Origin of the sequence: Flavilitoribacter nigricans DSM 23189 = NBRC 102662, assembly GCF_002646595.1 — a bacterium.
GTDB lineage: Bacteria > Bacteroidota > Bacteroidia > Chitinophagales > Saprospiraceae > Flavilitoribacter > Flavilitoribacter nigricans.
The window spans coordinates 70,669-83,471 of record NZ_PDUD01000019.1; the positions used below are offsets into that span (position 1 = coordinate 70,669).

Below are 12,803 nucleotides of genomic sequence, written 5' to 3' on the forward strand. Positions count from 1 at the left end.
TACGGTTTGGTGTCAAACTGGTCTGTCGGTTAAAACCGGAGATCCGCCCCCATCGTGAAGGTTCTCAACATGGGAAATTGCCCGACGGTCGAGGCGTTTTCCGGGTCGTAGCCCGACCACTTGGTCCAGGTGTGCAGATTCTTTCCGCTGACGTAGAGCCGCAGTGATTGCACGCCCAGGCGAGTGAGCAACTCTTCATCAAAGCGATACGACAGGCTGACGTCCTGCAGGCGGATGAAACTGCGGTCTTCCAGTACCGGATGGGACCGGCTGGGCACGTAGTTCACGATCGGATACACATTGGAAGGATTGTTCGGCGTCCAGTAGGGCACGTCCTGCACATTGAAGCGTTCGGACCAGGTTGAGAAGCGGCCGTTCACATTGTACATCCGAATATTGTTGCCCACGTAGTAGTTCTCTTTGCCGCCGCCCTGAATGGAGTTGATCAGCACGTACAGGGAAAAGTTCTTGTAGCGGACCGTATTGGAAATCGCAAAAGTGTAGTTCGGCAGGGAAGATCCGAGAATGACCCGGTCATCGGCCGTCAGACCGTCGACACCATCCGTGTCCTTCAACCGGTATTCTCCGGCCTGAAATCCGTCGGGGATCTCGTCTCCGATCTGGTAGATCCCGTCCGTTTGGTAACCGAAATACACATTCACCGGATGCCCGATGAACCAGCTGTTACTGATGTCGTCATCTTCGATGCCGTCATTGTCCGCATCAATTCCGGTCAGGCCTTCGATCCGGTTGCGGTTGAGGGAAAATGTAAAGCCGGTTTCCCAGGACCAGTCCTGATGATCCGGGCGGATGTTGGTCGAGTTCAGGGCAATTTCCACACCGTGGTTATGCACCTTACCCAGGTTGGTAAAAACGGAATTGAAACCACTCGTCTCCGGAATACTGCGCTGCAGTAGCAGGTTGTAAGTATTGGAGGTGTATACGTCAATATTTCCCCTTAAGCGCCCGCTGAGGATCCCAAAATCCAGACCACCGTTGATCACCTCGGTAGTTTCCCAACCCAATGCGGTATTGGCCAGGGAGGTACTGTAGGTCGTGGGAACGGTCGTATTGCCGAATACATACTGGCTGTTGCCGATCCGGGCCAGCGACTGGTAGCGCCCTACTGCCTGGTTGCCGTTCCGACCGAAGGAAATACGCAGTTTCAGAATATCGACCGGGCTTTCCTTCATGAATTCCTCGTTGGAGATCGTCCAGCTCAGGCCCAGGGAAGGGAAGTTGGCGTATTTGTTACCACGGCCGAAACCGGAGTAACCGTCCCGCCGCATGGTAGCGGTCAGTGCGTAGCGATTATCAAAGGAATAGTTCAGGCGTCCCATGATGGCCACACTGTTCTGATCGGAATAACCGCTGTTGATGGTTTGCACCGCGGCAATATCCAGACCGTGAAAGCCCAGTTGCTGGGTGAACAAATCGTTGCCGTTCAGTTCGGAGGTCTCGATCCGTTGTGCCTCCCGGCTGTACAGTAATGTAGCGTGCACGGAATGCCTGGAGCCGAAGGTCCGCTTGTAGGTCAGGAAGTTGTCAAAAGTCCAGTCCAGCGCTTCGCTGTAGTACTTGCTGGCCCGCCCGTTGGCCGTCCTTCCAGCCAGTGAATTCCCGCTAAAGAACTGATTGAATTTTCGATTTCGCAAATTGGTGGAATAGTTGAGCGTCCAGGACAAGCCCGGAATAAACGGAAATTCAAGCTGGCTGGAAACGGTCCCCAGGAAACTGTTGCGAATATCCACATCATCGTGCAGCGTATTCAGCAACGGATGTACCCCGAGTGGGTCTTCGTGCGGCAGCTCCTGGTAGATACCGCGCGCTTCATCTTCCCAGTAAGAACCGTAAGGACTCAGGCCGTAGGTGTAATTCAACTCGGCGGCAATCCCCGAATAATCCAGGCTGGAAAATGCCGTGTTGAACTTGATCGTATACCAGTCGGTGATATCGTTCGAAAAGTTGGCCTTCAGGGCCAGACGCTGAAAATTGTCATTCGGCACAATACCGTCCTGCGAAAACAGGGTACCGGCCAGATAGTAGTTGGTTTTGTCCGTCCGACCGGAAACATCCAGATGGTAATTGTGACTCATCCCGGTCTGGATCGTTTCATCCTGCCAGTTGATCGTTTTCCCATTGAGGTAGTTTTCCGTTTCTGTCGGCGAAAGGTAATCGGTAATGTTATTGGGGTCGGCTTCCAGGCCGGAAGCTTCGCGGAAATCCAGGATTTTCTGGATGTAGCCGGGACCGTCCAGTACATCCACCAGATAAACCGGATCGGAAACGCCGTGGGAGGTATTAAAATTAAAAGTTGGTTTCTCGGAAGTTCCTCCCTTGGTCGTGATCAGGATAACGCCGTTGGCCGCCCGCGATCCGTAAATAGCGGCAGCACTGGCATCCTTGAGTACATCTACGGAAGCAATGTCGTTGTTATCAAAATGGTTAAGGGAACCGTTGAAAATGATCCCGTCCACCACGACCAGCGGACCATTGCCCGCCGACAGGGAATTGGTACCCCGGATCAGGATACCCGGATCTTCTCCCGGACGATCCGGATTTCTTACCGACAGGCCGGGTACACTGCCCTGCAGCGCCTGGAGAACATTATAGTTCGGCAGGTCCTCAAATTTATCCATCCGGGTGCTGACCAGGGATCCGGTCACATCCGACTTTTTCTGGGTACCGTATCCGACCACCACGATCTCTTCCAGACTGGCGATATCCGGTTCCAGTATCAGATCGATGATCTGGCGATTGCCCACGGGCACCTCCCGGGAAATGTATCCGGTGTAGGAGAATTGCAGAACGGCATTGCCGTTGGTCACGGTGATGGTGTAATTGCCGTCCAAGTCGGTGATGGTGCCGCGGCCGGTTCCCTTTTCCAGGATGTTCACCCCGATCAGCGGCATATCTTCATCGTCCTTCACGACGCCCCGGACTTCAAAGTCGCCGCCACCCGGCCCGTTCCCAATGGCCGTTGCGTTCTTCGGTATAGCCGGAGCCTCCATGGACCGGATCAGCTCGGCGGAAGACAATACGATCTGCCGTCCTTTAACGACATAGCGGGTGGAAGTACCGGAAAAGACCTTTTCCAGCACCGGCATGATCAGTTGATCATCGGCCGTGATCTGCACCCGCCGATCGACATCTACGATCTTCGGGCTGTACAAAAAGAAAAATTCGCTTTGGTCTTCAATTGCCTTCAGTACCTGCGCTACCGGAACATTATCCAGATCGAGGTTGAGGCGGGTCGACTGGGCGTAGGTATCCGCCGCCCAGATCTGTAAGACCGATCCCAAAATGAGTAAAGTGGTTAGTTTCATAATTCGGAAGGCTTTACTAGGCACGATAGGGTAATGTTTCCTATCTTGCCTGATAGAATTTTTTTCCATTAGTTAGTATGATTTGTAGATGATTCGAATTTGCCGTCATACGACTAAGCAATGGCAGATAGGTGTTGCCGCACTTATCTGCCTTTATTTTTGGCTAATCAGCACTTTCATTTTGCTGTAGCTTCCATCCGGTTGTTGTTCTCTTGGGATAATTTCGTAGGCGATGGGGGTCGCCAGTTCCATCAGTTCCAGGATCTGGGGTAAGGTTTCGGAACTGAAGGTGGCGGTATAGGTATACTTGGATAATTCGGGGTCTTCGAGGGTGAAATCTACATTGAACCAGCGGCTCAAACGATTGATCACTTCGTCGAAGGTATCGTTGTCAAAAATGAGCCTATTACTTCTCCAGGCGACGTATTTGTCGGGGCTTACTTTAGCGGGGATCAGCCGTTGGGCCCTTTTCTGGAAGATGAGGTGTTCATCGGGCTGCATCTGGTAAAGCGTATGGGGACCGTCGCGCAATTCCTGCCGGATATCCACCCGCCCCTCCACCAGGGTGACTTCGAGTGTGGTATCTTCCGGATAGGCCAACACGTTGAACTCGGTACCGACCGCCACGACCTGCAGTTGTCCGGATCTCACCCTAAACGGTTTTCGGGGATTGGAGGTGACCTCAAAATAGGCTTCTCCTTCCAGCTCGACCTCCCGTTGCCCGGGGCGAAATCGCCGGGGATACTTCAGGCTACTGCCGTGGTTGAGCCAGACGATACTGCCGTCCGGCAAATTGAATTGGGTCTTCGAACCGATCGGGGTTTCGATCGAGATCCACTCTGCATCCGCGCCCCCCTGAAACAGGAGTTCGCCCCGAAGGTAACTCAGCAGCAACACCGCCAGCACCGGCACAAACAGGATAGCTGCCGCCCGCATCAGTTGCCGGATGATTAACCGTTGAAAGGGCTGCTTCAATCCTTTTTCACCGGTCCGGTCGGATAAATTGATCTGGTGATGCAATCGGTCCAGCATGCGTTCAAAATCCACATCGGACGGTTCTTCCCTCCATTGAAACTGTTCCCAGCTCTCCCGCATGATCTGCTTTCCGTCGGCAGTACCGGCTTTTTCCCGAAACCAGCGGAGCACCTCCTCCAGCTCGGCCAGTTCGCATTCATTCCGGATGTATTTATTGAGTAGCTTGGAATTCATTTCCTGTTAATCGACTGTTGTGATTAGACCGTCCTGATAAGTTCGATGGTCCAATTGCTTTTAGCTGGTTCTGAATTAGGACCGTTACCCCCCATCGTGTCATCGAACTACCAGTAATACGCGCAAGCAATCGCATACCACCACCCAAACCGCATTTTTTTTTATTTTTTTTTGAAAAGCGAAATCTTGTGTGGAAATAAATGGAAAGACAAAAGAAATAGCTTCATCCCGGCGACGGCCAAAATGCTTCTATCCGGAGACTCAAAAGAACAGAGAAATGAAGAGCAATACCTTCAGGGAATGATGGTCGGTCAGGCGGGAGCGAATAAATTTCAGGGCCCGTCCCATGTGATTTTCCACCGTATTGATGGAAATGTTCAGGGCTTCGGCGATCTCCGCGTGGGTCATACCTTCTTCCCGGCTCAACCGAAAAACTTCCTGCTGGCGGGCCGGCAACTGATCCACAATGGAATTTACCTGATCCTGCAATTCCCGCCACTCCAGCTCGTCGACGGAAGAATCCGCTACCCGGGGGATCTGGATAGACTGCACATAGTCGATGTATTTCTTTTCACTCGACCGCTTGCGCAGTAAACTCACCACGGTATTGTAGGTAATCGTAAAAAGATAGGAGTCAAAAGAGGTATGGAGGTCAATCTTTTCCCGGTTTTTCCAAAGCTTCAGAAAAACCTCCTGCACAATCCCTTCGGCATCTTTTTGGCTTTTCACCAGATTCAGGGCGAAGCCGAACAAACGGGAGGCATAAGCGCGATAAATATCATCAAAGGCTGAAATGTCGCTGTTCTTCAACCTGGAAATTATCGCTCGTCTTTTTGCTTCCGTCTGATCCATATATCATTCCTGCTTCTGGCAGTAAGACTTTCTAAAATTAATGGAAAAAATTTATCCGCCACGGATTAGACGAGAAAAAAATGTGTTACCACTTGCATTACCTAGAATTTCTAAGTATCATTGTAACACACTAAGAACTTCTATGCATGAAAAGCTATTCCAAGGACCTGATCGCCGCTTCCACGATCCCCATTGTATTGTCTATTCTTCAAAGGGGGGATAACTATGGCTACCGCATTATCAAGGAAGTGCAGACGATTTCCGGAGGCGAACTGAACTGGAAAGAAGGCTCGCTCTATCCGGTGCTGGCCAAACTGGAACAGAACGGCCTGATCACTTCCTACAAGAAGAAGGAGAACGGCCGGACGCGCAAATACTACGCTATTCATCAGGACGGGATTAAGTTCCTCGCCGATGTAAAGAACGAATGGTCATCCATCAACCAAATCCTGGCAAAACTATGGAACATCCAACCGAATTTGACCTTCAGCTAGCGATCAATAACTTCATCCGGGAAATTGATCGGAGGCAGGTCTTCGATCGCGACCAACTCGATGAATTGTACGATCATTTTACCGAAGAGACCGCTTCGCTTACTGCCCTCGGGCTGAATGAGCGGGAAGCCTTTACCGTCAGTAAACTTCGCTTCGGAGAAGCCGCGGTCATCCGACGGGAATACGAGCGGGTGCAGCCCGTTGACGGTGCGGGCCAAAAGATCATTTTCGGTTTTATGGGCTTCTTTATGATCGGTTTCGGGTATTCCCTGGTCAGCGCTGCCCACCAGTTGGTTACCAGCTTATACCGGCGTTTCGGCGAGACCCGGGAAATGCTATTCCTCTTCCTGGATTATTTTTTGAGTTTCCTGATCATGGGCGGCTTGCTGACCTACATCGTCTACCGGCTGCGAACGAAGCCCTATTTTACCCGGCTGGAACTGTTTGCCATTCCTCTGCTCGGATTTTTTATGAACTTTTCCGGGAACCGGTTCCTGTTGCAACTGGCGGTGCTGCTCACGTATATCCTGATCTACCGGGAACGCAAGACCTTGATCCCGGCCTGAAGCGTCCGGAATTTATCACTAATTGCCGCCGGTGATCTCGGTATGAACAGTTCATCCGGCCTGCGCGCCTCAAAATCCACCAACTTATGCATACGCCCGATCATTTCAATTTATCGGAAGCCATTGAGCAATACCTGTCGCGGATCGATCGGTACCAATTGCTCAGCTATGGACAACGGGAAGAATTGCTCGACCACCTGCTTACAGAAACGGAGGAACTGCAGGCGGCGGGCTGGAGTGAGCAACAGGCCTTCTCGATCGCAATTGAGCAGTTCGGGTCTTCCGAGCTGATCAGTCGGGAATACGAGCAGATCAGGCCGTTCTTTAACATTCGCAAAGCGGCCATCGCTGCCTCCCTGCTCGTATTTTGTTTTATGTTTCTCGTGGGCCTCCTTTACGCGCTCTCTCTGGGATCAACACTGATTGCCAAACAGTTCTATCTGATGCCTCCATTTACCACTTATCTGGATCTTTCTCTGAAAGTCGTGATCCTGGGCACGATCGCGTGGTACGTGCGGCGGCGGTTCCGGGCACAGCAGCCGTTACGCTCCTGGGAAGCGGCATTGATCCCGGTACTTGGCCTCGTTTCTCCCTTCGTCATTTCCTACTGTCTTTTTTACCAGGGTTACGTCAATCTGAAAGTATTGCTCACGGGTCATTACACCAGTTTTTATCTGCTCATCTTTTTGATGCTGGCGGCACTCATCGGCGGCTACCGGGAAATCTTCAAATTACAACAGCCCGGGCGAGGCTTAGATCCGATGGCAAACGGCGACCGGAAGGCCCGGGCCGGGATCATTGTGACCTTCTTTTTCGCTTTCGCCATATTCAGCCTTATCAATGCCGTATCCAGTTTTTCGATGTGGCTTTCTTATCTCAGCTTGCTGGAAACCGGCTGGGTACAAATGCTGGATCTGGTCCTTAAACTGATGCTGTTGGGCGGCGTGCTGGCCGTTGTGGCTTCTCGCATACAACGACAAGCCGGATTTAAAAGGTACGAACTGCTGTTGGTGCCACTCTTGGGTGCGGCCGGTCCCTTTATTTCGGAATATTTGCTGCTGGGGGTTGCCGCGCTCGGCAAATTCGACCGGGTATTCTTCGGTACAATTAACTATAACTCGAAGATCGTACTCGGCATCGTCTTCATAGCCATAATTGCCACCACTTACCTGCTGATGTACCGGGAACGGAAACAGATCAGGACCACGGCTTAGACCGATAGACTTACATCACCAAAGATCCGGCTCTGCCGGAAACTGTAAAATATCCCAATATGCACCATCCGGATCAGTTCAACCTCCATCATGCCATCGCCCACTACATCGATGAGATCAACAATGGTGACCTGCTGCGCGGGGAGGAATACGACGAGCTTTTTGATCACCTGCTCTCGGATACAGAAGCACTGATGGAGGACGGATTGTCGGCCAGAGAAGCATTTACCCTGAGTACGGACCGGTTCGGTTCCACCGGGCTGATCCGCCAGGAATACGAGAGAGCCAAACCGTTCGCCAGCCTCAAGAGCCGGATCGTGACCGGCATGATGCTCTTTTTCACCGTACTCCTGCTTATTGGGCTGACCGAACACCTGACCATCCTCAACTTCCTCATCGGAGACCATTTTCACTGGAGCGCCCGAACCGGACGGATCTTTGATTTTGGATTGAAGGCGCTGCTGCTTGGCGGTTTTGCCGCTTATTTTACTTACCGCTTAAAAAACTACCCCTACTTCTGCCGTTTGGAACTGTGGTTACTTCCCCTGCTCGGGGGCGTGCTCCCCTACCTCCTGGCACGATTATGGCCGTTGGTGCAGGGTCCGTCGGGGTTGTACACTTACCAGAAAGATATGCTGTCCGGAATGCTTTCCAATTCGAAAATAATGGCTCCCGCCGGTGTTTTGATCCTGATTGTCGTTCATTACCTGCGCCGATACAAGGATCGTGACCGTCGGGCCGTTTCCCGAACCGGGTCCAGGCAGTCGGTTGTTTTCATGTTCTTCTTCTATTTGCTGGTAATTCAGGCGGGTATTAAAATCATGAGCTTCGTTTCCTTTTACGGTGGGCAGTGGATGGGGCTGACGGAAACCGGCATCTCCAATTTTGATCTGATCCTGAAATGTCTGTTCGTAGATGGGATGGCGATCTTTTTGTTCCTGAAACGGAAAAAGCCGCAAATGTTCGGCCGGCGGGAGAACTGGATGCTGCCGTTGCTGGCAATGATCCTTTTCCCTATCGTGGATTATATGTACGTCATTTTAAGCATCATGGATCCGATGACCCGAAAATTTATGCGCACTTTCGTAACCAATTCTTATATGATCAATGCGTTCGCTCTGCTATTACTATTGATCCTGACATTTGTGATGGTCGCCCAGGAACAGCGCCGTTTAACCAAGGGATTAGGCTGACCGGTGGGTTTTCCATTCTGAGGATATAGAACGGTGCGCTGCACCTTTTTTTGATCGTTTTATTCGTAGGAAGGATTCACCAGGCAAATCAATGTAATGAACATCGTCCCTCATGGTTTCCTCAATGTGAAAATACAGGAAGGTGCAGCGTAGCGTCCTATTTATCATGCCCAAGAACGGTGCGCTGCACCTGAATAAACGCCCGTCTGCGCCGGGCTGGAGAGAGGTCGGTGCGCTGCACCTTTTATTGATCTTTTTTTGGAAAGGAGGATTCACCAGGCAAATCAATGTAATGAACATCGTCCCTCATGGTTTCCACAATGTGAAAATACAGAAAGCTACAGCGTAGCGCCCTATTTATCATGACCAAGAACGGTGCGCTGCACCTGAAAAAACGCCCGCCTTCGCCGGGCTGGAGAGAGGTCGGTGCGCTGCACCTTTTTTTGATCTTTTTTTGGAAAGGAGGATTCACCAGGCAAATCAATGTAATGAACATCGTCCCTCATGGTTTCCACAATGTGAAAATACAGAAAGCTACAGCGTAGCGCCCTATTTATCATGACCAAGAACGGTGCGCTGCACCTGGATAAACGCCCGTCTGCGCCGGGCTGGAGAGAGGTCGGTGCGCTGCACCTTTTTTTGATCGATTTATTGGGAGGGAGAATCCACCAGGCAAACCAATGAAAAAACATCGTCCCTCATGGTTTCCACAATGTAAAAATACAGGAAGGTGCAGCGCACCGTACTATCTCCAGCCCGAAGGGATGGTGATAGAATAAGCTACAGCGTAGCGTCCTATTTATTATGCCCCAGAACGGTGCGCTGCACCTGGATAAACGCCCGTCTGCGCTGGGATGGTGATAGATGAAGCTACAGCGTAGCGCCCTATCCCTCATCCAGGCAGGAATCCTCATTGATCAGTGAATCCATTCCAAATTGGTCAATCCAGGCGTTCAGTCCGCCGTTTAGGTTGAACACCCGGGAGAAACCGCCATTCTGCATGAGCGTACAGGTACGGATACTGCGCCGACCGGAGCGGCAATACACAAAATAAGTCTGCTGGGGATCGAGGTGTTCGATCTGCTCCCAGAAATCCGGTGCCAGATAATCGACATTGATGGCCCCGGGGATCTTGCCCTGCGCCACTTCCGAAGCTTTCCGGCAATCGATCAGAATACCGTCCGACTGGTTTTCCACCGCGGTATGAAATTCCTCCGGTTCCAGATTATTCAACTGACTTTTTAGCAGCTCCCACCGGCTCATTTTATTTTTCTTTTGCATAGGGTATTCCAAAAATAGGCTCCGAATAAGGCAGGATCCGGAGATCTGCTTTGTTCGGAGCCGTATTAGCAACAACTTCAGAGCCATCCGTGCAAATTTTTATCCGCCCGGATTGCTATTTACAAATAAGCAGGTTTTATTTTGGAAAGACTGTGATCCAGGTCACGTAGGAAGCAACCTTTTTTTGTTTATCCGCATCCTTTGAAGAGAATTGTTAAGTGTAAGTGCCGCCGACTATGCAGTATCGAGAGTTTTTACCGGAACCGTTTCTGACCCGCCAGGTGGAGTCCATCTGGGAGATGCAGCTCATGCCCAATATGGTAAATAATACCTTTGAGAATCTGTCTCCGGACTGCACCTTCGATCTGATCATCTGCCCGAACCCGGTCTGGGTTCAGTTCATCCACAAAGGTCGCTGGGAAAAACTCCCGGCGGCGGCCACGCTGATCGGCCAGCGCTCCAGTGGCCTGCGTTTTCACGTATTGCAGCCCACGCGCCTGTTGGGTATCCGGTTCAAACCCTTTGCTTTCGCCAACCGGCTGACCATTCCGTTGTACAAGCTCACGGACCAGCTTGTACCGCTGAGCCGCGTATTTCCCGACACACCGGGGAATTTCGCCGATACCATTCTACAGGAAAAAGATCCGGTTGCCCGCGTGGAAAAAATGCAGACCTTCCTGTCGATCCTGTTCCGCGAGCACTGGGAGGTGGATGAGAATTTCCGGGCGCAGCTCAATTTCATTCTGAACCGAAAGGGCCTGGTCCGGATCTGTGATCTGACCACGGAGTTCGAGACCAGCAAGGTGACCTTATCCCAGCACTTTCTGAAAAAAATGGGCCTTACCCCCAAGAAAGTATCCCGTATCTGGCGACTCAACTATTTCCTGCAGGTACAGAACGAGCAAAAACTCGCCAACCTGACGGCCATGGGTCTGGAGGTTGGCTATTACGATCAGGCGCACTGCATTAAGGAATTTCAGTCCTTTTTCAATCACAGTCCACTACCCTATTTTCAGTACAACGGGAGCCTGCTCCGGATCTCCCAGGGAATTATTAACCGGCGTTTTTCCAATTACTACGATCCCAGGGCTTAACTTTTTTACAATTTTTGATCCTCTCCTAGTCTTATTTTCGCACCACACCAAAATAAGACTGTATATGATCCAAATTCGAATCCCTAACCTCCACCTTTTCTGGATACTGATCGTCGGCCTGTTTACCTATACCGCCGGCGCCCAGGACGCCAAGATCGACGCCAAGTTCAAGGCAACTACCATCGAACGCCTGAACAGCCTGATGCAGGATAATTACGTATTTCCCGACGTAGCGGAAGCTACCGCCGCCCACCTCAATAAAAAACTGAAAGCCGGTGATTTTGACGAACTGAATACCGTACAAAGCTTTGCGGAAGCGCTTACCGAATCCGTGCAGGCCATCAATAAAGACAAGCACATGCGCATCCGGCCCAATCCGCCACGCGAAGCGCCCGTCAATACACCGGAACGTCTGATTGAAGAACACCTCGATGTGATCGAATCCAGCCGGCGCAACCTGGCCGGCTTCAAAGCCGCCGAACGACTGGACGGCAACATCGGCTACCTCGATCTGCGGGGTTTTGCCGGCGTGGGTATCGGCGCGCCGACGGCCGACCACTATATGCGTTTGCTTTCCAATACCGATGCGATCATCATCGATCTGCGCAAAAACGGCGGCGGAAGCCCGGCCATGGTGCAGTATCTCTGCAGCTACTTTTTTGACGAGAAGGTACACCTCAACAGCCTCTACTGGCGACAGAGCGATGAGACGGAAGAATTCTGGACCCTCGATGAGGTAGGCGGCGAGAAAATGCCCGATGTGCCGCTATTTGTACTGACCAGCAGCCGCACCTTCTCCGGTGCCGAAGAATTTTCCTACAATATGCAAACCCGCAAGCGGGCAACCCTGGTGGGCGAAACCACGGGCGGCGGCGCCAATCCCGGCGGCGGATTTCCGATCAATGAGCAACTGGTCGTTTTTATTCCCACCGGTCGGGCCATTAATCCCGTCACGGGTACCAACTGGGAGGGTGTAGGCGTCGTGCCGGAAGTGAAGACCAGCGCCGAAGAAGCCCTGGACAAAGCGATCGAGCTGGCTACCGAGGCCGCCGAAACCTACCGGCAGGAACGGCACCAGCGGAATAAAAAACTGCTGACCGAACTGCACAGCAGTATTAATCAAATGGCCGATAAAGGGTCGGATGAAAAGGTGATCGCCGCCTTCAAACACTGCAAGGAGACCGGACTGCTGGCGGAAGACGACATCAATCAGATGGGTTACTACTTCCTGCACAACCTGGGTCGGCAAAAAGAAGCGGTGACCATTTTTAAGGCCAATACCGTTCTGTATCCCAACTCGGCTAACGTATACGACAGCTACGCCGAAGGCCTGTTGCTCACGGGCCAAAAGAAGGAAGCGGTAAAGAACTACCAGAAAGCCGTAGAAGTCGGCACCAAAAACCAGTCGCCGAACCTGGATCTGTTCAAGGAAAATCTGGCCCGGGCCAAAGAACAGCTGACCATAAAACCCTGATCGGTCCCAAAATAGAAGAAGGGGTGATTACCGTTGCGGTGGTCACCCCTTCTTGCGTTTGTGTTTATCTGTATTACCCTTGCACTCCGTTTCCGGAACT

General features: G+C 51.7%; 10 protein-coding genes. 6 read left to right on the forward strand and 4 right to left on the reverse strand.

Features of this window, described 5'->3' with window-relative positions:
* Window positions 1–29: 29 nt before the first annotated feature.
* From CRP01_RS13190 to CRP01_RS13200, 3 genes are all read right to left on the reverse strand, one after another.
* Window positions 30–3,326 carry a SusC/RagA family TonB-linked outer membrane protein gene (locus CRP01_RS13190; protein WP_170110354.1) on the reverse strand — a complete coding sequence of 1,099 codons (3,297 nt, stop codon included), beginning with the start codon at window positions 3,324–3,326 and terminating at the stop codon, window positions 30–32.
* A gap of 153 nt (window positions 3,327–3,479) precedes the next feature.
* Entirely contained in the window at window positions 3,480–4,535 is a 1,056-nt protein-coding gene (locus CRP01_RS13195) for a FecR family protein (RefSeq protein ID WP_099150527.1), read from the reverse strand.
* Window positions 4,536–4,796: 261 nt separating this feature from the next.
* Window positions 4,797–5,387 (reverse strand): RNA polymerase sigma-70 factor, encoded by a 591-nt coding sequence (locus CRP01_RS13200; RefSeq protein ID WP_099150528.1) that lies wholly within the window; start codon window positions 5,385–5,387, stop codon window positions 4,797–4,799.
* Between the two features lie 146 nt (window positions 5,388–5,533).
* Between CRP01_RS13200 and CRP01_RS13205 the strand changes: the two genes are divergently transcribed.
* From CRP01_RS13205 to CRP01_RS13220, 4 genes are all read left to right on the forward strand, one after another.
* The gene (locus CRP01_RS13205; protein WP_099150529.1) at window positions 5,534–5,881 is read left to right on the forward strand and encodes a PadR family transcriptional regulator; all 348 of its coding nucleotides are present in this window, start codon (window positions 5,534–5,536) and stop codon (window positions 5,879–5,881) included.
* On the forward strand, window positions 5,848–6,447 hold the full coding sequence (locus CRP01_RS13210; protein WP_099150530.1) for a hypothetical protein: 600 nt from the start codon (window positions 5,848–5,850) through the stop codon (window positions 6,445–6,447). Before CRP01_RS13205 ends, CRP01_RS13210 begins: the two co-directional genes overlap by 34 nt.
* Window positions 6,448–6,533: 86 nt before the next feature.
* The gene (locus CRP01_RS13215) at window positions 6,534–7,661 is read left to right on the forward strand and encodes a permease prefix domain 1-containing protein (protein ID WP_099150531.1); all 1,128 of its coding nucleotides are present in this window, start codon (window positions 6,534–6,536) and stop codon (window positions 7,659–7,661) included.
* 59 nt (window positions 7,662–7,720) lie between these two features.
* Window positions 7,721–8,854, forward strand: coding sequence for a hypothetical protein (locus CRP01_RS13220; RefSeq protein ID WP_099150532.1), 1,134 nt, complete (start codon window positions 7,721–7,723; stop codon window positions 8,852–8,854).
* 885 nt (window positions 8,855–9,739) lie between these two features.
* Here the strand turns inward: CRP01_RS13220 and CRP01_RS13235 are convergent.
* Window positions 9,740–10,117: a rhodanese-like domain-containing protein gene (locus CRP01_RS13235; RefSeq protein WP_170110355.1), complete on the reverse strand. Its 378-nt coding sequence runs from the start codon at window positions 10,115–10,117 to the stop codon at window positions 9,740–9,742.
* 254 nt (window positions 10,118–10,371) lie between these two features.
* Here CRP01_RS13235 and CRP01_RS13240 point away from each other — a divergent pair, with 254 nt between their 5' ends.
* Together CRP01_RS13240 and CRP01_RS13245 are read left to right on the forward strand one after the other, a co-directional pair.
* Complete coding sequence (locus CRP01_RS13240; RefSeq protein WP_099150536.1) at window positions 10,372–11,229, forward strand: DUF6597 domain-containing transcriptional factor; 858 nt, start codon at window positions 10,372–10,374, stop codon at window positions 11,227–11,229.
* 64 nt (window positions 11,230–11,293) lie between these two features.
* Window positions 11,294–12,703: a S41 family peptidase gene (locus CRP01_RS13245; RefSeq protein ID WP_099150537.1), complete on the forward strand. Its 1,410-nt coding sequence runs from the start codon at window positions 11,294–11,296 to the stop codon at window positions 12,701–12,703.
* The last annotated feature ends 100 nt before the right edge of the window (window positions 12,704–12,803 follow it).

Bases quoted from the DNA above. Each gene is read 5' to 3' on its own strand.
- CRP01_RS13220 (WP_099150532.1), top strand. From the start codon at position 7,721: ATGCACCATCCGGATCAGTTCAACCTCCATCATGCCATCGCCCACTAC.
- CRP01_RS13190 (WP_170110354.1), bottom strand. From the start codon at position 3,326: ATGAAACTAACCACTTTACTCATTTTGGGATCGGTCTTACAGATCTGG.
- CRP01_RS13195 (WP_099150527.1), bottom strand. From the start codon at position 4,535: ATGAATTCCAAGCTACTCAATAAATACATCCGGAATGAATGCGAACTG.
- CRP01_RS13245 (WP_099150537.1), top strand. From the start codon at position 11,294: ATGATCCAAATTCGAATCCCTAACCTCCACCTTTTCTGGATACTGATC.
- CRP01_RS13240 (WP_099150536.1), top strand. From the start codon at position 10,372: ATGCAGTATCGAGAGTTTTTACCGGAACCGTTTCTGACCCGCCAGGTG.
- CRP01_RS13200 (WP_099150528.1), bottom strand. From the start codon at position 5,387: ATGGATCAGACGGAAGCAAAAAGACGAGCGATAATTTCCAGGTTGAAG.
- CRP01_RS13235 (WP_170110355.1), bottom strand. From the start codon at position 10,117: ATGAGCCGGTGGGAGCTGCTAAAAAGTCAGTTGAATAATCTGGAACCG.
- CRP01_RS13205 (WP_099150529.1), top strand. From the start codon at position 5,534: ATGAAAAGCTATTCCAAGGACCTGATCGCCGCTTCCACGATCCCCATT.
- CRP01_RS13215 (WP_099150531.1), top strand. From the start codon at position 6,534: ATGCATACGCCCGATCATTTCAATTTATCGGAAGCCATTGAGCAATAC.
- CRP01_RS13210 (WP_099150530.1), top strand. From the start codon at position 5,848: ATGGAACATCCAACCGAATTTGACCTTCAGCTAGCGATCAATAACTTC.